Annotated in this window: 18 protein-coding genes; 8 read left to right on the plus strand and 10 right to left on the minus strand. The window is 60.4% G+C overall.

Annotated elements, in window-relative coordinates:
- Positions 1–216: 216 nt before the first annotated feature.
- A complete protein-coding gene (locus tag NXC24_RS28590) occupies positions 217–1,671 on the minus strand; it encodes an MFS transporter (protein ID WP_199773660.1) in 1,455 nt (484 codons plus the stop codon).
- Between the two features lie 407 nt (positions 1,672–2,078).
- Between NXC24_RS28590 and NXC24_RS28595 the strand changes: the two genes are divergently transcribed.
- Complete coding sequence (locus NXC24_RS28595; protein ID WP_104826742.1) at positions 2,079–2,876, plus strand: FadR/GntR family transcriptional regulator; 798 nt, start codon at positions 2,079–2,081, stop codon at positions 2,874–2,876.
- Between the two features lie 135 nt (positions 2,877–3,011).
- On the opposite strand, the gene NXC24_RS28600 is transcribed toward NXC24_RS28595, so the two are convergent.
- The 3 genes from NXC24_RS28600 to NXC24_RS28610 all read right to left on the minus strand — a co-directional run bounded on the left by NXC24_RS28600 (position 3,012) and on the right by NXC24_RS28610 (position 6,750).
- On the minus strand, positions 3,012–4,508 hold the full coding sequence (locus tag NXC24_RS28600) for an MDR family MFS transporter (RefSeq protein ID WP_104826743.1): 1,497 nt from the start codon (positions 4,506–4,508) through the stop codon (positions 3,012–3,014).
- Positions 4,509–4,751: 243 nt separating this feature from the next.
- The gene (locus tag NXC24_RS28605; protein WP_104826744.1) at positions 4,752–5,228 is read right to left on the minus strand and encodes a nucleoside deaminase; all 477 of its coding nucleotides are present in this window, start codon (positions 5,226–5,228) and stop codon (positions 4,752–4,754) included.
- Positions 5,229–5,328: 100 nt separating this feature from the next.
- A complete protein-coding gene (locus NXC24_RS28610; RefSeq protein ID WP_104827881.1) occupies positions 5,329–6,750 on the minus strand; it encodes an aldehyde dehydrogenase family protein in 1,422 nt (473 codons plus the stop codon).
- Positions 6,751–6,861: 111 nt separating this feature from the next.
- On the opposite strand from NXC24_RS28610, the gene NXC24_RS28615 reads away from it, so the two are divergent.
- From NXC24_RS28615 to NXC24_RS28645, 7 genes are all read left to right on the plus strand, one after another.
- Complete coding sequence (locus NXC24_RS28615; protein WP_104826745.1) at positions 6,862–7,761, plus strand: LysR family transcriptional regulator; 900 nt, start codon at positions 6,862–6,864, stop codon at positions 7,759–7,761.
- 163 nt (positions 7,762–7,924) lie between these two features.
- The gene (locus NXC24_RS28620) at positions 7,925–9,058 is read left to right on the plus strand and encodes an ROK family transcriptional regulator (protein WP_104826746.1); all 1,134 of its coding nucleotides are present in this window, start codon (positions 7,925–7,927) and stop codon (positions 9,056–9,058) included.
- An 8-nt stretch (positions 9,059–9,066) separates the two neighbouring features.
- A complete protein-coding gene (locus tag NXC24_RS28625) occupies positions 9,067–10,512 on the plus strand; it encodes a M81 family metallopeptidase (protein ID WP_104826747.1) in 1,446 nt (481 codons plus the stop codon).
- A 113-nt stretch (positions 10,513–10,625) separates the two neighbouring features.
- Entirely contained in the window at positions 10,626–11,375 is a 750-nt protein-coding gene (locus NXC24_RS28630) for a FadR/GntR family transcriptional regulator (protein ID WP_104826748.1), read from the plus strand.
- A gap of 37 nt (positions 11,376–11,412) precedes the next feature.
- The gene (locus tag NXC24_RS28635; RefSeq protein ID WP_104826749.1) at positions 11,413–13,200 is read left to right on the plus strand and encodes a gamma-glutamyltransferase family protein; all 1,788 of its coding nucleotides are present in this window, start codon (positions 11,413–11,415) and stop codon (positions 13,198–13,200) included.
- 107 nt (positions 13,201–13,307) lie between these two features.
- The gene (locus tag NXC24_RS28640) at positions 13,308–13,859 is read left to right on the plus strand and encodes a glutathione peroxidase (RefSeq protein WP_104826750.1); all 552 of its coding nucleotides are present in this window, start codon (positions 13,308–13,310) and stop codon (positions 13,857–13,859) included.
- Between the two features lie 182 nt (positions 13,860–14,041).
- Entirely contained in the window at positions 14,042–15,103 is a 1,062-nt protein-coding gene (locus tag NXC24_RS28645) for a class I SAM-dependent methyltransferase (protein WP_104826751.1), read from the plus strand.
- A gap of 44 nt (positions 15,104–15,147) precedes the next feature.
- Here the strand turns inward: NXC24_RS28645 and NXC24_RS28650 are convergent, their stop codons facing one another.
- The 6 genes from NXC24_RS28650 to NXC24_RS28675 form a co-directional block, all read right to left on the minus strand.
- A complete protein-coding gene (locus tag NXC24_RS28650) occupies positions 15,148–16,233 on the minus strand; it encodes an ATP-binding cassette domain-containing protein (protein WP_104826752.1) in 1,086 nt (361 codons plus the stop codon).
- A 3-nt stretch (positions 16,234–16,236) separates the two neighbouring features.
- Entirely contained in the window at positions 16,237–17,139 is a 903-nt protein-coding gene (locus NXC24_RS28655; protein WP_245464194.1) for a carbohydrate ABC transporter permease, read from the minus strand.
- A gap of 5 nt (positions 17,140–17,144) precedes the next feature.
- Positions 17,145–18,083 (minus strand): sugar ABC transporter permease, encoded by a 939-nt coding sequence (locus tag NXC24_RS28660; protein ID WP_104826754.1) that lies wholly within the window; start codon positions 18,081–18,083, stop codon positions 17,145–17,147.
- A 76-nt stretch (positions 18,084–18,159) separates the two neighbouring features.
- Positions 18,160–19,407: an ABC transporter substrate-binding protein gene (locus tag NXC24_RS28665; protein WP_199773650.1), complete on the minus strand. Its 1,248-nt coding sequence runs from the start codon at positions 19,405–19,407 to the stop codon at positions 18,160–18,162.
- Positions 19,408–19,622: 215 nt separating this feature from the next.
- Positions 19,623–20,744, minus strand: a complete 1,122-nt coding sequence (locus NXC24_RS28670) for a Gfo/Idh/MocA family oxidoreductase (protein WP_104826755.1) — start codon at positions 20,742–20,744, stop codon at positions 19,623–19,625.
- 11 nt (positions 20,745–20,755) lie between these two features.
- Positions 20,756–21,685, minus strand: coding sequence for a sugar phosphate isomerase/epimerase family protein (locus NXC24_RS28675; RefSeq protein ID WP_104826756.1), 930 nt, complete (start codon positions 21,683–21,685; stop codon positions 20,756–20,758).
- Positions 21,686–21,731: the final 46 nt, after the last annotated feature.

Raw genomic sequence — 21,731 nt, forward strand, 5'->3', positions numbered from 1 at the left:
CGCGCACGGAACGGGGAGACATGTAAAATGGTATATGACTGGACCGGTCAGCGCACGCGCCGCTTAAAAATGTTGCGTGCCGCAAGCATAGCAGTGCTTCTTCTCCTTTTGATCGCAGTGCCCACTCTTCTGTTGCGCTATAATCTTATCAACTATCATTTTTGAGCCGCCGGGCGGCTGCGACCCACCCTGCATACTCCTGCCGAAGGCGACCGTTCAGGCCGCCTTTTTCGCGTTCGGTTTCGGCTTGCGCGAAACATTGTCGCCGGCCTTGGCATCGAGCGGCAGGCAGTCCAGCACGGCAAGCAGCGCGATGATGCCGAGCATGATGAAAGCCAGGCGAAATTCGATCGCTGCGATCCCGCCTACCCCGAGCGGCGTGCTGACCGCCTGGCCAATACGGATGCCGATGGCACCGACGGCGATCCCCATACCCGTGGTCACCTGAAAGGCCGTGCTGAACAGCGTGTTCGCGCCCGTCATCTGCTGCGGCGGGATATCGGCAAAGGCAATGGTGTTCAGCGCCGTGAAATGCATCGATCGGCACATGCCGCCGATGAACAGGACCGGGATGATGAACCAGAGCGGCGTATCGGCCGAAAACAGAGCGCAGGCGGCGATGAAGATCGCATTGAGGATGCCGTTGACCACCAGCACCGGCTTGAAGCCAAAGCGCCGGAGGATCGGCGTCGTGCCCGGCTTCATCGCCAGATTGCCGGCAAAGACCGCCAAGGTCAGCATGCCGGCGTGAAAGGCGCTGAGCCCGAAACCGACCTGGAACATGAGCGGCAGCAGGAATGGTACAGCACCAATTGCGATGCGAAACAGCGAGCCGCCGGAGATTGTGATGGCGAAAGTCGGCGATTTCAGTCCGGCAAGATCGATCAGGGGATGATCGGTTCGCAGGAAATGGAAGGTCGCGCCTGTGAGCAACGCGAAACCAACGCCGACATAACCCCATGCTTCCAGCCACACCAGATCGGGACGGCCGATCAGCTCAAGCCCGTACATCAGGCTCGCCAAGCCGAAACCGCTGACGACAAAGCCTGGCCAATCGAAGGGTGGTCGTGCAGCATTCTTGGTCTCAGGGATCAGCATGAGGGCAAAGATGAACGCCAAGATACCGAGCGGCAGATTGAGGAAGAAGATCCAGCGCCAGCTTGCATGATCGGTGATGAAACCGCCGAGCGGCGGCCCGAGAATGGGCGCCACGAGCGCCGGCCAGGTGATCGTCGCGATTGCCGAGATCAATTGATCCTTCGGCGTATTGTTGAGAACCAGAAGGCGGCCGACCGGCACCATCATTGCGCCGCCAATGCCTTGCAGGGTGCGCATCGCGACAAAAGAGCCGACACCATTGGCAAAGCCGCAGAGAACGGAAGCCAAGGTGAAGATGACGACCGCGGTAGTGAAAACCAGGCGAGCGCCGAACCGATCGCTGATCCAGCCACTGATCGGAATGAAGACGCCGAGCGTCAGCAGATAGGCACTCATACCGATATTGAGATCAACGGGACGGGCACCGAAGGAAGCGGCCATCTGCGGCAAGGCGGTGGCAATGACCGTGCCGTCCAGGTTTTCCATGAAAAACGCGCCAGCCACGAGCAGCGCAATCTTAAGCGGCCGTGAGCTGGAAGCTTGCGCCACCTCCCCCCGTTGGCGCGTGGACATATCAGTCATTCACAAAATGCTCCGAATCCGCTTTTCAACCTCGTCATTTAAGCGGTTCGGAATCGTTTTCGATAGCCTGAAATCGTCCTACCATTCGACGAAATGATCACGTTTCATTCAACGGCCTGATCAGAATTTGATCATGATCCGCGCCTCTTCAATTCGACCGCGCTACATTAAACGCCGAGCCCAGGAGCCGTCGATCCGGCGCTAGTAGGCATGCGCACGCAAGACATGGTAGAGTCACCCCGTCGAGATATGGCGCAATGAGAACGGCCGAATCGGCATCGAGCAACTATGGAACCGCTGCGAGCAAACCGAAAATATCAGCAAGAAGCCCCAAAGGGTCGTCATAAGCTGAAGATTTTCTCGTATCGGCTCTTCAACAGGAATGAGAGTCCCGGATAATGAAATATGGCATTGGCGCAACGACTGCCTCTCGGGTGAGCCCGGAAACGAAACTGATCGTGTCGCAGTCGCCATTCGATGCCTATGTGCGCAAATATGGCACGATCCCGCGGCGGGGCGTCTTTGGCTATTTCGTGCATGAACTCGGCCGCCGCATCGTCGGCGGCGATTATCCCGTCGGCTCGACGCTTCCGAACGAACCGGAACTCGTTGAGCAGTTCGGCATCAGCCGCACCGTGATCCGCGAAGCGATGAAGTGCCTCGCCGGCAAGGGGCTGGTGGAAATCAAGACTCGTGTCGGCACGCGCGTCAAAGACCGCTCCAACTGGCATCATCTCGATACCGACGTCATGGTCTGGTACTATGAGACCGGCCCTTCGGTGGAGATCATGCGCTCGATCAAAGATCTCAGGCGGGTGCTGGAGCCGGAAGCCACGGCGCGAGCCGCGGCGCGGGGCACCGCCGAGGATCTCGCCGCCATCGCCTCTGCCTATGACGACATGGTTTCCACCATTGGCGACGTCAACACCAATGCAGATGCCGACCTGCGCTTCCACACCGCGATCTTTGCCGCCACCCGCAACATGATCTACGCGCAGCTCATCGATTTGATCGCCGTCGCGATTTACGCCAACCGAGCGCTTTCGAGCCATGACGAAGTGGCGGAAGGCCAGAAACGTTCCCTGCCCTATCACAAGGATGTCCTGGACGCGATTGTCGCCCGCGACGCGGATGCGGCGCTCAAGGCCTCACATCGCCTGCTCGACGCCTGGCGCATCGATCGCTACGATTTCTGAGGCAGCGAAGACGGCCGTGGATTGTTGCCACGGTGCAGGAAGATCATTAAGCAAGAGCTTGTAATACCGACATAAACCCGGCGGAGCAGATCGAATCCCGCCGGGCTGGCGCATATTTCAAAAATGGGCCGACGCTCAGTGCGTCATTGCTTCCTGCGCATCCGTCTTCGGTACCTGCCGGCGGCCGGCCTCATGCGCCACCGGGATGAGCCAGGTGGTCGCGAAGGTCAGGATCGCGACGACGACAACGCCCCAGAAGCTCCAATGCAGGGCCGCATCGAAGACGCCGCGGATTGCCGGATCGCTGGCGAGATCAGAAAGGCCGGTCGGCTGGTTCAGGACGCCATGCAGCTTGGCGGCTAGATCGCCGCTGCCGAAGTGGACGATACCGATATTGAGCACGGCGCCCAAGGCGGTTGCGCCGAGCGTATTGCCGAGACTGCGTGAAAAGATGATCGACGCCGTGGCGCTGCCGCGCATCGACCATTCCACACTCTCCTGCACGAGCACGATGCTGGTGAGGCTGATGAGCCCCATGCCGAAACCCATCAGGAAGGAGCCGATACCGGCGAGGACCGGGCTGCTCTCCGGCGTCAGGAACAGGAGGAAGGCCGAGCCGAAGGGGAACATGAAGCTGCCGACGCGCAGCGTCCTGCGAATGCCGAACGCGCGGAAGAAACGGCTCGACAGCATCACCGCCAGCGGCCAGCCGACAATCAGCATCGTCAGCGTGAAGCCTGCCACCAGCGGCGAACGACCGAGCACACCCTGTACGTAGATCGGCAGAATGGTCGTCAGCCCGATCAGCGCCATGCCGGCCAGAAGCGTCGCCGCATTGCTGGTCGCCACCAGCCGCCGGCCCCAAAGCTCGATCGAGATGATCGGCTCCGGCGCGCGCCGCTCTTGCAGGAGGAACAGCACGCCGGTGACGACGAAGACGAGCGCGAGCGTGCCGAGAATGCCGAATCCGGAATCGGTCTCGGTGAGGATCACCAGCAATGAGATGATCGATATCGAAAACAGGATCGTACCGAGATAGTCGATCTTCGCCTCGCGCGGCGTGATCTGCTCATGCAGGAAAAGGGTGAAGCCGATGATGGTTAGCACACCGACCGGCAGGTTGATCCAGAAAATCCAGGCCCACGAGAAATTATCGACGATGATGCCGCCGGCAAGCGGGCCGATGACGGCCGACACCGCCCAGACGCTGGCGAGCACGCCCTGCACCTTGGCGCGCTCCTCCAGCTTATAGAGATCGCCGACCACGGTCATAGTCACCGGCTGAATGGCACCGGCGCCAAGACCCTGCAGCAGCCGGAAGGCAATCAGTGAGGGCATCGACCAGGCCAGGCCGGCGAGCGCCGAACCGACGAGAAAAATGAGGATACCGCCGATCAGGATCGGCTTGCGGCCGAAAATATCCGACAGCTTGCCATAGATCACCGTCGTCGTGGACTGCGCCAGGAGGAAGGCGGAGAAAACCCAGCTATAATAGGTGAAGCCACCGAGCTGACCGACGATGCGGGGCATGGCGGTGGCAACGATCGTCGCCTCGACCGCGACCATGAAAGTCGCGAGCATGATCGAGACAATGACCAGCGGACGTCTTGAACGATCGGCCGTACTGGACATGACATTCCTTTCTGACTGTTCCGCCCGGCAGCAAACGCACGCGAACCGTCAAAGACGGCCATGGGCGAACGATAAATTTTGGAATCGACGTCGAAGGATTAAACAACTGCAGGGGCGTCGGCCTGCTGAAACATTATAGTAAGCTTTGCATACTTATACCAGCATGTGTCAATCGTTTGACTAAGGGCATGCCTTGCTCGCCGATTGGCTCATCTTTGCGGCCGTGACGCCGCAATTCGCGTCTCACCATACGCCATCATGCAATGCCGTCGCCTCTTCGCAAAGCATCGGCCCGACAACCTCGACTTTACGCTGGCCCGCTTCGAAGACCACGCGACAGGGCAGATCAAGCGTCGGATTTTCGGGATGATTGCCGATAATCGCCTTCAACCGGCTTTCGCTGAGACCATAGACGACACGCCCGACGCCAGCCCAATAGGCGGCGCCGGCGCACATGGCACAGGGCTCCGCGGAAGTATACATCGTGCATTGCACGAGGAAACCCGGCGAATATTGCTGCGAAGCCCGTGTCATCAGTACGCGCTCGGCATGGCCGGTCATGTCCTGCGTCGGATTGAAAGCGTTTTCCTGCTCCATCAGCACCGTTCCGTCGGGGCCGACGAGAATGGCGCCGAAAGGATGATTGCCATTAGCTCGCGCCCGCGACGCGACCTCGAAGGATCGGCGCAAAAAGACTTCGTCGTCGAGAGGTGCGGTCATAGGTCCGGGCCTTGCGATGAAACAGGATATCGGCAGCTTGCGCGTTGCTAACCTGGCTGACAAGTCGCTATTTCGAGGCATGGCAGGAAACGCGCTGCCCTTAGGCGGCGGCGATCACGCTCTTCGGTTCCAGATAGGCCTCCAAGCCAAAGACGCCGTATTCGCGGCCGATGCCGGATTGCTTGAAGCCGCCGAAGGGCGCCATGGGCTCATTGTGAAATCCATTGATCATCACTCGCCCGGCCACGATGCGCGAGGCGACCTCGCGGGCACGCTCGGGGTCGGACGAAATCACATAGGCCTGCAGCCCGTAGACGGTATCGTTGGCAATGGAGATCGCTTCCTCTTCACTCCTATAGGTCAGAACGCAGAGGACCGGCCCGAAGATTTCCTCGCGGGCGATCGCCATGTCGTTGGTGACGTCGGTGAAAACGGTCGGCTTGACGAAATAGCCGCTTTCCAGATCGTCCGGCCGCCCCTCGCCGCCGACGAGGACCGCTGCGCCGTCCCGAATTCCCAACTGAATGTAGCGCTGCACGCGCTCATATTGCTTTTGGCTCACCATCGGGCCGATTGCGGTTGCGGGATCACGGGGATCGCCGACTTTGATGTTCTCGACCGCAGCCTTGAGCATTGCATTGAATTCCGCCGCACGCGATTCCGGCACAAGCACACGCGTGCCGGCAATACAGGCCTGGCCGCTATTGGCAAAACCGGCGGCGATGACATGCGGGATGGCCTCGGCAAAATCGGCGTCATCGAGAACCAGCGTCGGCGACTTGCCGCCAAGCTCCAGCGTCATCCGCTTCATGGTTTCAGCCCCTGCACGCAGGATCGCCTTGCCGACGGCGGTTGAGCCGGTGAAGGAAATCTTGGCGATGTCGGGATGGCTGCTCAATTCGGCGCCGACCACATCGCCGCGGCCGTTGACGATGTTGAACACGCCAGCCGGCAAGCCGGCATCGTGCAGGCACTCCGTCAGGATTTGCGTCTGCAAGGCGCTCATTTCACTCGGCTTGATGACGGCGGTGCAGCCGGCGGCAATCGCGGTCGCGAGCTTGTTGCAGATGAAGCCGTAATCGTTGTTCCAGGGCGTAATGAGGCCGACAACGCCGAGCGGCTCCATCACTACCTCTGCCGATCCGATCCGCCGCGTGAATTCATAATGCTCGAGCGTTTTCGCGGCATTGAGAAAACAATCTGCCGCATAATGCGTTGCCCAGGAGGCGCGGGAAACCGGGGCGCCATATTCCTCGATCGTCGCCTCCGTCAGAGCTTCAGCCTTTGCGAGAACGGAATCGTGCAGCCGGGTCAGCAAGGCGATGCGCTCTTCCTCACTTGTCTGTGAAAACGACGGAAAGGCCCGCTTGGCGGCCGCGATGGCGCGGCGCACATCCTCTGCGTCGCCGAGCCGGACCTTGCCGATGACTTCGCCCTTTGCCGGATTGAAGAGATCGAAAAGCTCCTCCCCGTGCGGCGCAACGAAACTGCCGTCGATGTAAATCTTGTCGATGATCCTCATGATGATCTCCTTCTCCGCGATGCGGTTTTTGTGGCTATTTCCGATATAAGCCGATAGGTTTGCATCAGTAAGCGGGACAAAGCGCCATGAAGTGGTGCGGAAATCGGGATAATGCATAAGTCCGGATTGATCGAACTCGAGGCCATCATCGCGGTCGCCCGGCGCGGCAGTTTCCGAGCCGCGGCGGTAGAACTCGGCATGTCGCCGACGGCGCTGAGCCATGCCGTCGCCGGATTGGAAACCCGGCTTGGTGTGCGCCTGTTCAACCGGACGACGCGCAGCGTTTCGCTTTCGGCCGCCGGCGAGCAGTTTGTCGCCACGGTCGCACCGGCGCTGTCGGACATCAACGGCGCCATGGAAGCGGTAAACAGCCATCGTGACACGCCGGCCGGTGTCCTGCGCATCAACAGCTCGGTCGGCGCAGCACGCCAGATCCTGACGCCGATCGTTCTTGAATATCTCAAACGCTATCCGGACATGCGCCTCGATCTGGTGACCGAGGGACGTATGATCGATATCGTCGCGGATAGCTTCGATGCAGGCATCCGTACGGCGGATACCGTTCCGAAAGACATGATCGCCGTGCCCTTCGGCCCGCCATTGCGCTATGCCGTCGTCGGATCTCCCGCCTATTTCGAAGCGCACCCAAAGCCCGGCAAGCCACAGGATCTGATGCAGCATTGTTGCATCCGCGCACGGTTGCCGAGCGGTTCGCTCTATCGCTGGGAATTCGAAAAACAAGGCGAAGTGCTGACGCTCGATGTTCCCGGTTCCCTCACTCTCGACGAGCCGACATTGATCCTGGAAGCGGCCCGCGAGGGCGCAGGCTTGGCATATCTTTCGGAATGGTCCACCGCTGCCGATATCGCTGCGGGACGATTGGCGCGCATACTGGAAGACTGGACGCCTGCTCTGCCCGGCCTCTGCCTCTATTATCCCAGCCGCCGGCTCCTGCCGGCCGGGCTGCGGGCGCTCATCGATTTGATCCACGAGGTCGGCCGGCATCGCTGACTGCCGAAAGTGGCGCGCTCGCCAGCAACGCGCACGAGCTGCTCCCTGCAAGTCCGAGCAATGGACTTAAGCCATTTTTGTGATTTATTGCGATTAATTTGTTCAATTGCTAAACTTATTTTCAAGCCAAAATATTCGGCAAATACCCAGGCGGAACATCGAATTGCTCACCTCTTCGCAGCGACAGCTCCTGCGTGTCATCAGCGAATCCGGCCCGCTCAGCCGGACGGTTCTTGCCGCATCGATGGGGCTCAGCAAGGCGGCGATGAGCGGGATTGCCCGCGATCTGATCACGCTTGGCGTCCTGCATGAAACCGAAACGGTCTATGGCCAGGGCCGGCCGTCGATATTGCTTGATCTGCATCCTGAAGGCGCCTTTTTCGTCGGCATCTCGCTGCTTGAGGATCCGGCGCCGATGGTCCTCAGCGATCTCAACGGTAAGATTATTGCCCGCGAGAATATGCCCTTGTCGCGCGATCCGGAGGTCATAGCGAGGCTGATCGCCGATGCGCTTCCGAAACTGCTCGCCGGGCGGCCTGATGTGGCGGCCAAACTATCGGGCCTTGGCGTGGCGCTCTCCGGTTTTGTTGACGAGAAGCAAGCCAATTGCGTGCAATCTACCCTGCTTGGCTGGCAGGGTGTGCCGCTTGCCAAGATCATCCGGCAGAAGACCGGCATCGAGACCTTCATTGAAAACGACGCCAAGGCCATAGCCGTCAGCGAAAAGCTTTTCGGCACTGCCCGCGACATCCGGAATTTTAGCGTCGTCTCGTTGGGAGAAGGCGTCGGATGTGCCCATTTCATCCGAGGCAAGCTCTATCGCGGCAATCACGGCGGCGCCGGTGAGATCGCCCATTGCACCATCGAGCCCAACGGCTCGCCCTGCCGCTGCGGCAAGCGCGGCTGCCTCGACACCGTGGCCTCGATAAACGCGATCAAGGAAATGTCGAAGACGGAGGGCCTTTCCTGCACCTCGCTGACCGAGCTGGAGGAAGAGGCATCGGCTGGCAATGCCGTCGCCATCCGCATCCTACACCGGGCCGGCGGCGCCCTTGGTCTGGCGATCGCTCATCTCATCCAGTTCAACGATCCCGGCATGATCTTGATCACCCATGTCGAAGGCAATTTCGACGGATTGTTCGGCACCCTCGTGCAGCAGGCGATCGAAGCCAATGTGTTGCCGCGCTATGCCGGGCAGACGCCGATCCGCACCCAACGCGTCAACGGCGACATCTGGGCGCGAGGTGCAGCCAGCATCGCCGCCCACAATTTCCTGATTGGTCCCAACCCGAATTGAGGTTTTCCATGCGTATTGCCGTTGGTGGCATTCATATCGAATGCAGCACGTACAATCCGGTTCTGAACGAAGAAAAGGATTTCCGCGTCGTGCGCGGCGAGGAACTGACGGCCGCACCTTATTTCGCATTTCTCAAAGACTATGACGCCGAGTTCCTGCCGACGATCCACGCGAGGGCCATCGCCGGCGGGCCTGTTGCGCGCCACGCCTATGAAGCCTTCAAGGCGGAATTCCTGGAGCGGCTGAAGCCGCTCTTGCCGCTCGACGGTCTCTACCTCGCCATGCACGGAGCGATGTATGTCGAGGGCATGGAGGATGCGGAGGGCGATTGGATCAGCGCTGCCCGCGAGCTCGTCGGCAACGACTGCATGCTTTCCGCGAGCTACGATCTGCATGGCAATGTCACCCAGCGTATCATCGATGCATTGGACATGTATTCCACATATCGCACCGCGCCGCATATCGACGTTGAGGAAACCATGCGCCGTGCGGTGACGATGCTCGTTAAAAGCCTGAAAACCGGCGTGAAGCCCATCCTGCTCTGGGCGCCGATCCCTGTGCTCTTGCCCGGCGAGCGCACCAGCACTGTCGATGAGCCCGCAAAGAGTCTCTACGACCTGCTGCCCGGTATCGATGCCATCGACGGTGTCTGGGATGCCTCGCTGATGGTCGGCTATGTCTGGGCCGACGAGTCCCGTGCTACTGCGGCCGCCATCATGACCGGCACGGACCGCTCCGTTCTCGAATGCGAAGCCAAACGGCTGGCGCAGGCCTATTGGGATGTCCGCAAGGATTTCGTCTTTGGTTGCGAGACCGGCTCGATCGAGGAATGTGTCGCAAAGGCAATCGGCAGCCCGACCGCGCCTGTTGTGCTTGCCGAATCCGGCGATAACCCGACCGGCGGCGGTATCGGCGACCGCGCCGATGTGCTGGCGGAACTTCTCGCCAAACGCGCGACTGGCGTCGTATTCGCGGGTATCGCCGACAGAGCGGCAACCGAAGCCTGCTACGCTGCCGGTGTCGGCGCTAGACTCGATCTCACTGTCGGCGCATCGCTAGACACCAAGGGCAGCAAACCGGTGACCGCCGCGTTCACGGTCAAGTTCCTGCTGAATACCGACGATGCCATGGACCGCCAGGCGGTCGTCTCGGCGGGCGGCATCGATCTGGTACTGTCGGCTAAACGCCGCCCGTATCACAACATTGCCGACTTCACACGTCTCGGGCTCGATCCGCATCGAGCCAAGATCATTGTCGTAAAGTCCGGCTATCTCTCGCCGGAACTGGCTCCGATCGCCAATCCAAACCTGATGGCGCTCTCGCCCGGGGTGGTCGATCAGTTCGTCGAGCGGCTGCCGCGGCTGCGCAAGCAGAGGCCCACCTACCCCTTCGATAAGGATTTTACCTTCACGCCCGAGGTGGCGATTTCAGCTCGTTCGGCGAGCCGCCGCTGATTGCTGGGAAGGCACGGTGCTTCGCTATATACTGCACAAAAAAGAGCTTGACGGCGCATACGGGTTGACCTTGTATTGAACCAATTTAAAATTGGTCCGATACATAAAACATCATGACAGCGGGCAATCTTCCCGAAAATTCCACCTATGCCCTGGAAAAGCTCCGGGGCCTGTTGGAATCGGACAAACTGGAACCGGAAGGCAAGCTGCCGACAGAGCGGGCTCTTTCGGATATGTTCGGCGTCAGCCGCCGCGCCATCCGGCGAGCACTGGAAGTGCTGGAGGCCGAAGGCCGCATCTGGCGGCGCCAGGGGTCGGGGACCTATGCCGGCCAGCGCCCGGATGATTGGAGCCAGCATGTCGGCTCGCTGGTCGCCGGCACCAATCTCATGGAAGTCATGGAAGTGCGTCTGCGCATCGAGCCGCAGCTCGCCCAGCTCGCCGCGATGCGCGCCAAACCCGACGATATCGAGCGTATGTACGAGCTGACGAAAAAAATCTTCGCCAGCGGCGATGCCGATAGCCGCGAACTTTGGGACGGCGCGCTGCATCGCCTGATTGCTCAAAGCGCCGGCAATCAATTCTTTCTGTCGATCTTCGATGTCATCAACCATGTCCGTCAGGACGAGGCATGGCAAACCATTCGCGAATTGGCCCGCAATATCAACAGAACGCGCCCGGTAACATACGCACAGCATATGGCAATCATCGATGCGATCGCGGCTCGCGATCCGATGAAAGCTGCCGAGGCCATGCGCGAACATCTGCTGATGCTGCAGGAAAGCCTAGTCCGCGTCACCTCGCTCGACGCGCAGCATCCGCAGAAGGAGCTGGCCGAAGAGTTTGCCGAGGATTTGAAATGACTGCGCAAAGCATGAATCATCTGAAAGGGCTGCTGCAATGACCGCATTTACGACACGTCCGGAAATTCTCGGCACTTTCGGTGTCGTCACCTCCACACACTGGATCGCCTCGGCCGTCGGCATGAGCATCCTCGAAAAGGGCGGCAACGCGTTCGATGCGGCTGTTGCGACCGGCTTTGTCCTGCAGATCGTCGAGCCGCATCTCTGCGGTCCCGGCGGCGATATGCCCGCGGTCATCTATTCCAAGAAGAAGGACAAGGTCGAAGTCATCTGCGCCCAGGGCACTGCTCCCGCCGGCGCCACTCTCGAACATTATACGAGCGAGGGCCTGTCGCTGATCCCCGGCGACGGACTGCTTGCAACCGTTATCCCCGGCTCCTTCGGCGGCTGGATGCTGATGCTGCGCGACTATGGCAAGCTCACCGTCCGCGACGTCCTCGAGCCGGCGATCTACTATGCCGAGCATGGTCATCCGGTGCTGCCGCGCGTTTCCGAGACCATAGCCGGCCTTGCCGATTTCTATCGCAAGGAGTGGCCGACCTCCTATGAAACCTGGCTGCCAGGCGGCTTCGCTCCGGAACCCTGGTCGAACTTCAAGAACCCGGTGCTTGCCGAAACCTGGAAGCGCGTGGTCGCGGAGGCGGAAAGCAAAAGCGGCCGCGAGGCGCAAATCGAAGCGGCGCGCGACGCTTACTATCGCGGCTTTGTCGCCGAGGCGATCGACGCTTACCTCCGCAAGGCGGAAGTCATGGATGCGAGCGGCCGACGCCACAAGGGCGTGCTGACGGCCGATGACATGGCCAACTGGTGGCCAACGATCGAAGAGCCGTTGACCTATGACTATCACGGCTGGACCATCGCCAAGATCGGCCCTTGGGGCCAAGGGCCGGCTTTCCTGCAGACGCTGTCGCTGCTGAAGGGTTTCGATATCTCAGCCATGGATCCGGCCGGCGCAGATTTCGTCCACACGATCACGGAAGCGATGAAGCTCGCCTTTGCCGACCGCGAGGTGTACTACGGCGATCCGAACTTCTCCAAGGTGCCGCTCGAGATCCTGCTGTCGGATGCCTATGCCGAAGAGCGCCGCAAGCTGATCACCTCGCAAGCGTCCTATGATCTGCGTCCCGGGAGGCTGCCCGGCTTCGAAAGCCAGTATGACCTCACGATGGACATGCTGGAAACGCCGGAAGCCAAGGCTGGCGTGGTCTACGAGCCAACCATGTCGCATCTGAGGGAAAAACGCGGCGATACCGTGCATATCGACGTCATCGACCGCGAAGGCAATATGGTCTCGGTGACGCCCTCGGGCGGTTGGCTGCAATCTTCGCCGGTCATCCCCGGCCTTGGCTTCTGCCTCAATTCACGCGCGCAAATGTTTTGGCTGAAGTCCGGCCTGCCTTCGTCGCTCGCGCCTGGCAAGCGGCCGCGCACCACGCTGACGCCATCGCTCGGCCTCTACGAGGGTCGTCCGACGCTTGCCTTCGGCACACCCGGCGGAGACCAGCAGGAACAATGGCAGCTCTCTTTCTTCCTGCGCTACGCCCATCACGGCATGAACCTGCAGGAGGCAATCGATCAGCCGCTGTTCCACAGCGCGCATTTCCCGAGCTCCTTCTATCCCCGCACGCGCGAGCCCGGCAGCATTACGGCGGAAGCCAATTTCAGCGCAGAGGTGCTCGAGGCACTGCGCAAGAAGGGCCACAAGCTGACGGTCGCGCCGGAATGGACGGTCGGCCGGCTGACCGCCGCACGGCGCGATGCCGACGGCCTGCTGCGCGCGGCCGCCACGCCGCGTTTGATGCAGGCCTATGCGGTCGGGAGGTAATCTGGTGCGGCTGGATCTGGCCGCATAACGCAATCGTGCCGTTGACTTCAGCCGGTTCGCGCGCTGATATCGGCAGCCTGTTTTCAAAATGATTTGGAGTGATTGTGATGACTGATACCGTGCTCGATATCCCGGTGAAGCGGATCGATGGCAGCGAGACGACACTTGCCGATTATCGCGGCAAGGTCATCATGGTCGTCAACGTCGCCTCCAAATGCGGGCTGACGGTGCAATATGAAGGGCTGGAAAAGCTCTACGAGGACAAGCGCGACGATGGTCTCGTCATTGCCGGCTTTCCCGCCAATGATTTCAAGGGCCAGGAACCGGGCACGAATGACGAAATCTTGAGCTTCTGCACCCTCACCTATGACGTGCAGTTTCCGATGTTTTCCAAGATCGCAGTGACGGGCGAAGAGCGGCATCCGCTCTACAACAGCCTGATCGCCTCCGGCGTCGAAACGACCGGTGACGGACCGATGCGGGAGCGCCTGGCAAAGCACGGCCTCGAAACCGGACAGGATGGCGGCATCGTCTGGAACTTCGAAAAATTCGTGATCGGCCGGGATGGCAAGGTCGCTGCCCGCTTCGCACCCGACGTTACCGCAGACGATCCGCGCTTGCTCTCGGCTCTGGAAAAAGAGCTGGCCCGCGCAAGCTGAGGCACGACGTAGATTTCGAAAAATATATCATAATCCCAATAGGTTACGTTTTCTCTCGGGCAGCAACGCAAAGATGCTTAGCCCGGTCGTATCATTGCCTCCCCTCCTAGCCGGGAGTATCTTCCGGCTTCCGAATATATCCGGACGGAACGCTGCAGCAGTTCTGATGGGAGGAGGATGTCATGCGCGAACCTGATATGCAAAAACTTGACGCCCTGGTCGGACGCCTAGTCGGCGACGTCGGAGCGGCGGTCTCGGGAGTGTTGGTGACACTCGGAGACCATTTAGGTCTGTTCAAAGCCATGGCGGACGGGACGCCGATGACGTCGACGGAACTGGCCGACAAAGTAGGCGTGAAGGAGCGCTATGTGCGCGAATGGCTGTCGGCGCAGGCGGCTGCCGATTATGTCAGCTATGACGACAAGACCGAACGCTTCTACCTGACGCCCGAACAGGCGATGGTGTTTGCTGAGGAAAACAGCCCCGCCTTCTTCACCGGCGCCTTCGATGTCGTTCAATCCATGTGGATGGACGAACCGAAGATCGCCAATGCCTTCAAGACCGGCAGCGGTCTCGGATGGCATGAACACAGCGCCTGCCTGTTCCGAGGCACAGAGCGGTTTTTCCGGCCGGGCTACAACAGCCACCTCGTCTCAGAATGGATACCGGCACTGGAGGGCCTGGATGAAAAGCTTCAGGCCGGCGCTGCCGTGGCCGACGTTGGTTGCGGTCATGGCGCCTCGACCATCCTGATGGCGCAGGCCTATCCGAACTCGACCTTCTTCGGTTTCGACTACCATCTCCCCTCCATCGAGCGGGCGAGAGCCGCAGCGAAGGAGGCAGGCGTCGCCGGCCGCATCACCTTCGAGCAGGCGTCAGCCAAGGATTTCCCGGCTGCCGGCTATGATCTCGTGGCGATGTTCGATTGCCTGCACGACATGGGCGATCCGGTCGGCGCCGGCAAGCATGTCAAGGAAAGCCTTGCTGATGACGGCACCTGGATGATCGTCGAGCCTTTCGCGCATGATTGCCTGAAGGACAATCTCAACCCGGTCGGCCGCGTCTTCTACGGCGCCTCGACGATGATCTGCACGCCGGCTTCACTATCGCAAGAAGTCGGTCTGGGTTTGGGTGCGCAAGCCGGTGAGATGAAACTGCGCAAGGTCGCCATGGATGCGGGCTATTCGCATTTCCGCAAGGCGACCGAAACGCCGTTCAACATGGTCTTCGAAGTCAGGGCATGAAGACCGCGCCGCGCGCTGTTGAACGCGCGGCGCGACTCGATCCTTTAAAGACGCTGACCGTCTTCACCGAACAGGGACGCGAGCGCCGGCTGGAAATAGACCGGCTGCTCGCTCTCCAACGCAACCTCCTCATCGGCATCGATGCGCACCGACATGGTCTCCTTGCCAACTTGGCCCCAGACCAGATTGTCCGAGCCCATGGGTTCGACGATGCTGAAGGTTGCCGGCAGGCTGGACATGCGGCCATTAGCCGGGGCGAACTGCATCTGTTCCGGCCGCACGCCAAGCGTTGCGGGACGGCCATCGCCGGGCGTGCCTGAAAACTCATAGCCATTCAGGTCGATCTTGCGTCCATCAGTCAAGATGAAGGCTGGCGTACCGCCATTGCTCGCCACCTGCCCCGAGAGGAAGTTCATGGATGGCGAGCCGACGAAACCGGCGACGAAGCGGTTGACCGGCCGGCGGTAAATTTCCTTCGGCGCGGCGAACTGCTGGATGACGCCGCCACTCATGACAGCGATGCGGTCGGCAAGCGTCAGCGCCTCGATCTGGTCGTGCGTGACATAGATCATTGTCGAGCCGAGGCCGGCATGCAGCCGCTTCAGCTCGACACGCAGCTCGGTGCGGAGTTTAGCGTCGAGGTTCGAGAGCGGTTCGTCGAACAAGAAGACATCGACGTCGCGCACGAGGGCGCGGCCGATGGCGACACGCTGGCGTTGGCCGCCCGACAGTTCGCCCGGCCGTCGCTTGCGCAGCGGATCGATCTGCAGGATCTGCACGGCGCGATTGACGCGTTCGGTGATCTCGTCCTTGCCCATGCCGGCGATGCGCAGCCCGAAGGACAGATTTCCCTCGACCGTCATCGTCGGATAGAGCGCGTAGGACTGGAACACCATGCCGATGCCGCGATCCTTCGGCTCTTCCCAGGTGACGTTCCTGTCGCCGATCCAGATCTGGCCGCTGCTGATGTCGGTAAGGCCTGCAATGGCGTTGAGCAGGGTGGACTTGCCGCAGCCGGACGGTCCGAGAAGGACGATGAACTCGCCCGACTGGATTTCAATATTCAACGATTTCAGCACGCTGACGCTGCCGAAATCGATTGCAAGTTCGCGAATGGAAACATTGGCCATGGATTATCCCTTGACTGCGCCCGCGGTGATGCCGCGCACGAACCAGCGACCCGAACCGAAATAGACGATCAACGGAACCAGGGCCGTGAGGATGGTTGCCGCCATGTTGACGTTGTAGAGCTTCTCGCCCTGGGTGGAGTTGACGATGTTGTTGAGCTGAACCGTCATCGGGAAGTTTTCCCGTCCGGCGAAGACGACGCCGAAGAGGAAGTCGTTCCAGATGCCGGTAACCTGCAGGATGGCCGCCACCACCAGGATCGGGATCGACATGGGGATCATCAGCCGGAAGAAGATCTGCCATAGTCCCGCCCCGTCGACGCGGGCCGCCTTGAACAATTCCATTGGCAGGCTGGAATAATAGTTGCGGAACAGCAGCGTCAGCACTGGCAGGCCGAAGACGGTATGGGTGATGATGATGCACGGCAGTGTCGAGTAGATGCCGACGCCGCGGTAGATGAGTACCAGCGGATAGATGAAGACCTGATAGGGAATGAAGGCGCCGAGCAGCAGGACGGCGAAGAGAACGTTAGCCCCCCTCACCCGCCAGAAGGACAGCGCATAGCCGGTCAGCGACGAGATGAAGATGGACAGTATCATGCTCGGTATCAGGATCTTCACCGAATTCCAGAAGCCGACGCTGATGCCGCCGCATTCGAGGCCGGTACAAGCCGTACTCCACGCCTGCACCCAGGCTTCGCCTGTCCAGACCTGCGGAAAGGCGAAGATATTGCCTTGGCGGATTTCCGGCATGGATTTCAGCGAGGTGACGATCATCACATAGAGCGGCAGCAGGAAGAACAGAGCCGCGATGACCAGAAAGGCGTAAATGCCGATGCGCGCCGGAGACAGATGCTGCGGCTTACGCCCGGCCGGCCCCTCCATGGCGAATGCGACGGAAGATGGCATTGTCATCAGTTCCCCCTCGGTTTTTCACGGAAATATTCGTAGTAGAGCCATGGCGTGACCAGGATGACCACGGTGATGAACATGACGGTCGAGGCCCCGGTCGCGAGACCGATATTGCCGCGGCCGAAGAGGTAATCCATGATGAATTTTCCCGGCACTTCGGTCGAGATCCCCGGCCCGCCGCCTGTCGTCGCCAGCACCAGTTCGTAAACCCTGACCACGGCGATCGCCAGAAGCACGCTGGCGGTGATGATGGTCGGTCGCAGGATCGGAATGACGATGTGGAGATAGACGCGCCATGCCGGTATGCCGTCGATGCGCGTTGCCTTCCAGAGTTCGCGATCGACGCCACGCAATCCCGCGAGCATGATCGCCATCACCAATCCGGACGATTGCCAGATGCCGGCGAGCACGATGACGTAAAGCGCGAGATTGCTTTGAACGATCCAGTCGAAGCGAATCCAGGTGAAGCCGATGCTATCGGCGACTTTTTGCAGGCCGAGCGTCGGGTTCATGATCCACTGCCAGACGAGCCCGGTGACGATGAAGGACATTGCGAAGGGATAGAGGAAGATTGTCCGGAACGTGTTCTCGAACCGGACCTTTTGATCCAGCGCTACGGCGAGGAGAAAGCCAAGGATCAGGCAGCCGGCGATGAAGAGGATGCCGAAGAGAACGACATTTTGCAGCGACAATATCCAGCGCGCCGTCGTGAACAGTCGTTCGTATTGCTTGGTGCCGACAAAAATGTTGACGGGCAATACCTTGCTGTCGGTGAACGATATCCAGATGTTCCAGATAACCGTCACGACATAGGCGAGCAAGACGATGATAAAGGCTGGGAACAAGGCAACATAGGCGGAAAGATGCCTCTTCTTCCTAGTGGCAGTCGTCCCGGCACCGGTCCCCGCGATGGTTCCGGCAGCAGTTTCGGGGGTACTCATGACCTCAGCTCCTCCTCAGCATTCATGGAAACCGGCGGCAGGTAGGACCTGCCGCCGCATGGATGTCGGATGAGGCTTACTTCGCCTGTTCGATGACCTGTGCGAATTGGTCGGCGAACTGGTCGGCCGTCATGCTTGGGGTCGTCCAATACTGGGCGACGAGGTCCTGTTCCGTCTGAACGATGTCCTGAGCCGTGAGCACATCCGGCGCCAGAATCTGGCGGCTCGGATCCTTGAGCGCGGTCAGGCCCTTCTGGGCGCAGGCATCGAGCTTGGACGTGTCGACGTCGAGACGGACCGGCACCGAGCCCTTCTTGGAGTTGAAGGCGAGCTGGCCTTCCTTGGACATGATCACGGTCGCAAGTAGCGTCTGCGCATCCGTCGCCGTCTTGTCCTTCAGGACCGGGAAGACGAAGATGTCGCCGCCCATCATGAAGTTGGACTCGCCCGGTCCGAGGATGCAGCCGAAATCCTTGTCGGCGACCATGTTGGCATGGATGAACTCGCCCTTGGCCCAGTCACCCATGAACTGGATGCCGGCCTTGCCGTCGATCAGCATGCCGGTTGCCACGTTCCAATCACGGTTCGGGCTACCCGGATCCTGATAATTCCGCAGCTTGGCGAAGACTTCCGCCACATGTTTGAACTTGTCGGACTTGACGGCGTCGGTGTCGAGATCCTTCCAGACCTTGCTGTAGAGTTCCTTACCGCCCTCGCCGAGCAGGATAGAGTTGAACATCGACTGAAGCTGCCAGGGCTGGCCACCAACGGCAACGGGGATCAGGCCAGCGGCCTTGATCTTGTCGAGAGCGGCGAACATCTCATCCCAGGTCTTCGGCTCTTCGGTCACGCCCGCCTTCTGGAAGACGGCCTTGGAATAGAAGATCCAGTTCTGGCCATGGTCGTTGATCGGTGCGCCGTAGATATGACCCTGATACTGGATGGCATTGTAGAAGGCCGGCGTCAGCGCCGATTTCCAGTCCTGTTCCTTGGCGAGGTCGTCGAGCGGACGCAGCAGGCCCTGCTGTGCCAGGTCATTCATCTGCGTGCCGGTGTTGAACTGCATCGCTGTCGGCGGATTGCCGCCGATGATGCGGTTGATGCCGATCGGACGTGCGGTCGAGCCGGACCCCGCGATCGCGGTGTCCACCCATTGGCCACCGGCGGCGTTGAATGCATTGGCCAGTTCCCGCACGGCTGCGGCTTCGCCACCGGATGTCCACCAGTGCAGGACTTCGGCTCTCTTCCCCTCAGCCTGAGCGCCGGTGACGCCCACTGCGATCAGCGCCGTGGCGCCAACCAATGCCATTAACAATCCACGCATATGCTCCTCCTCCTCTTGTGGCGTTCTTCTGAACGCCTGTATTTCAGCCGCCGCCGTCACAAGACCATCGGGTGCCGAATGCTGTCGTCCTCCAGAACCGCGCCGCCGGGCCTCCATTCCCTGCGGCGAACGGGCAATGCTTCCTCGGCATCGCCCGTTCGTCAAGCATGCAGTCTCAGAGGACTGCCAATTCTCCTAATTCTCTATAACCCAGCCTATGCGAAACGTCCCTCACTAATTGTGCGCGGGATCGGATCCGGCCGGCCACAACTGCTGTGAATTGCAACCACCTTGCGCGACTGTGCCGAACGCTCGAAAGCGGTCATCACTTCCAATGCGTGGAAGGCGAGTTCCGAGGATACGCGATGCTGGCGCCCTGCGCGAAGGGAATCTACCATTTCGGCCGCGCCCAAACCACGCAGCCCGAGATGGCCCGGCACGCCTTCCGTATAGGGATGGTCGACGGGGATCTCTTCCCAGGCTTGACCGCCATCGCGGAATATCTCAACCTTGCCGCTAAAATTATTCGGGTCCGGTGTTACCATGCTTCCCTCGGAGCCGTAAATCTCGATCTGATTGTGCTTGTGTTTGATGACATCGAAACTCGTGGCAATGGTGATCGTCGCGCCGCTGTGGAACTCCATCACACCGGTCAGATGCGTCGGCACCAGCACCTTGATCGTCTCGCCGCGGCGCGGATCGGTCTTCACCTCGCGTTCGATGCGGGTGATCTTGGCGGTGCCGAAAACTTCACGTACCGGACCGAGCAGAGCAATCAGGTTAGTGACGTAGTAGGGACCGACATCGAGCATCGGTCCGCCGCCGCGGCCGTAGAAGAAGGCCGGGTTCGGATGCCAATGCTCATGGCCGGGCAGAAGCAGCATGGCGGTGGCCGACACCGCCTTGCCGATGCGGCCCTCATCATACAGCCGGCGCGTCAACTGATGGCCACCGCCGAGAAACGTGTCGGGCGCACAGCCGAGGCGCAGGTCGCCGGCGCGAGCGATCGACATGAGGTCCTCGGCTTCCGACATGCTGATGCCAAGCGGCTTTTCCGAATAGACATGCTTGCCGGCAAGAAGCGCTTTCTTGCTGATCATGTAATGCGAGACCGGCGTCGTCAGGTTGATGATCAGGCCGATTTCCGGGTCGGCAAGCATGGCATCGAGTGAGACTGCCTCTATGCCGAATTGGGCGGCAAGCTTTTGTGCCGGCCCCTCATAGAGGTCATGGATCGACTTGACGCGGATGAAATCGAACATGTGCAGGGTTGCGACATAGGTGGCGCTGATATTTCCGGCGCCGACGATGCCGACTTTCATGGGTGCGGTGCTCATGAATATGGCCTCTAGGAAATGGTGATGTTGAGTTCAGCGGCGGCGTCGCGCAGATAGTTCATGCCACGCCGCATCTCCTGGTCGAATTCGGGTGTCGCCTCGCGGAAATGCGTCCAGTGCGACGCGCCGGGCGCATCCTCCAGCTCCAGCGTGATCGGACCGGAATAGCCGATCGCCTGCAGAGCGGCGAAGATCGCTTTCCAGTCGATCTTGCCGCGCCCCGGGCGCCAGTGGGCATTGGTATGGCCCTCATTGTCGGAGAAATGCGTGTTGAAGATGCGGTCGCCGAGCGCCAGTACGACATAGTGCGGCATGTCCCCGGCCGGAAAGAGGTGGCTTGGGTCGAAGTTCAGACCAAGGTTCGAAGCACCCGTGCGCTCGATCAACCGCAGCATGCCCTGGCCGGAACTGACCCAGCGATAAGGATGCGGCTCGATGGCGACGCGCAGACCGGCTGATCCTGCGATTTCGCAGGCCTTGGCGAAGCCATCGACGACGGCGTTGTATTCCGCCGTCCAGTCCCATTGCGGCTCAACGGCGGCCGTCCACTCCTGCGAGATCGGCCGCTGCAGGATCGGCTTGACGTCGGATTGGAATGGATAGGGCGTCATGCTGGTCATGATCGGCGCGCCGATCTCCGCCACGATATCGACGCCGCGCTTGTAGCCGTCGAGATCGACGGTGGAAAAGGCGGCGCCCGCCTGGCGGCTGAAGGGCAAATTGAAAAAGAAATTGGTGAGCGTCAGCCCCTCATCCGCAGCGATCTCCTTCAGACCGCGGATTGTCGCCGGCGTATAATAGTCCAGCATATCGATCGACCAGGCGGTGAGCTCGAAACCCTTGCAGCCGGTACGCGCGAGCCGCTTCAGCGACGCCTCGTAGGGCGGGTTCCAGTTGAACGTCCAGATTGGCGATCCGAAAAAAAACGAGCCGGCGCCCACGACATCCTCCCATGGAATGCGGTTGCCTGCGAGATACGAGGCTCCC

Source organism: Rhizobium sp. NXC24, from assembly GCF_002944315.1.
Lineage (GTDB): Bacteria > Pseudomonadota > Alphaproteobacteria > Rhizobiales > Rhizobiaceae > Rhizobium.

Coding starts and splice junctions, on each gene's coding strand:
- NXC24_RS28650 (WP_104826752.1), bottom strand. CDS start 16,233: ATGGCCAATGTTTCCATTCGCGAACTTGCAATCGATTTCGGCAGCGTC.
- NXC24_RS28615 (WP_104826745.1), top strand. CDS start 6,862: ATGCATAAGTCCGGATTGATCGAACTCGAGGCCATCATCGCGGTCGCC.
- NXC24_RS28605 (WP_104826744.1), bottom strand. CDS start 5,228: ATGACCGCACCTCTCGACGACGAAGTCTTTTTGCGCCGATCCTTCGAG.
- NXC24_RS28630 (WP_104826748.1), top strand. CDS start 10,626: ATGACAGCGGGCAATCTTCCCGAAAATTCCACCTATGCCCTGGAAAAG.
- NXC24_RS28590 (WP_199773660.1), bottom strand. CDS start 1,671: ATGTCCACGCGCCAACGGGGGGAGGTGGCGCAAGCTTCCAGCTCACGG.
- NXC24_RS28645 (WP_104826751.1), top strand. CDS start 14,042: ATGCGCGAACCTGATATGCAAAAACTTGACGCCCTGGTCGGACGCCTA.
- NXC24_RS28670 (WP_104826755.1), bottom strand. CDS start 20,744: ATGAGCACCGCACCCATGAAAGTCGGCATCGTCGGCGCCGGAAATATC.
- NXC24_RS28655 (WP_245464194.1), bottom strand. CDS start 17,139: ATGCCATCTTCCGTCGCATTCGCCATGGAGGGGCCGGCCGGGCGTAAG.
- NXC24_RS28600 (WP_104826743.1), bottom strand. CDS start 4,508: ATGTCCAGTACGGCCGATCGTTCAAGACGTCCGCTGGTCATTGTCTCG.
- NXC24_RS28610 (WP_104827881.1), bottom strand. CDS start 6,750: ATGAGGATCATCGACAAGATTTACATCGACGGCAGTTTCGTTGCGCCG.
- NXC24_RS28595 (WP_104826742.1), top strand. CDS start 2,079: ATGAAATATGGCATTGGCGCAACGACTGCCTCTCGGGTGAGCCCGGAA.
- NXC24_RS28625 (WP_104826747.1), top strand. CDS start 9,067: ATGCGTATTGCCGTTGGTGGCATTCATATCGAATGCAGCACGTACAAT.
- NXC24_RS28635 (WP_104826749.1), top strand. CDS start 11,413: ATGACCGCATTTACGACACGTCCGGAAATTCTCGGCACTTTCGGTGTC.
- NXC24_RS28640 (WP_104826750.1), top strand. CDS start 13,308: ATGACTGATACCGTGCTCGATATCCCGGTGAAGCGGATCGATGGCAGC.
- NXC24_RS28665 (WP_199773650.1), bottom strand. CDS start 19,407: ATGCGTGGATTGTTAATGGCATTGGTTGGCGCCACGGCGCTGATCGCA.
- NXC24_RS28660 (WP_104826754.1), bottom strand. CDS start 18,083: ATGAGTACCCCCGAAACTGCTGCCGGAACCATCGCGGGGACCGGTGCC.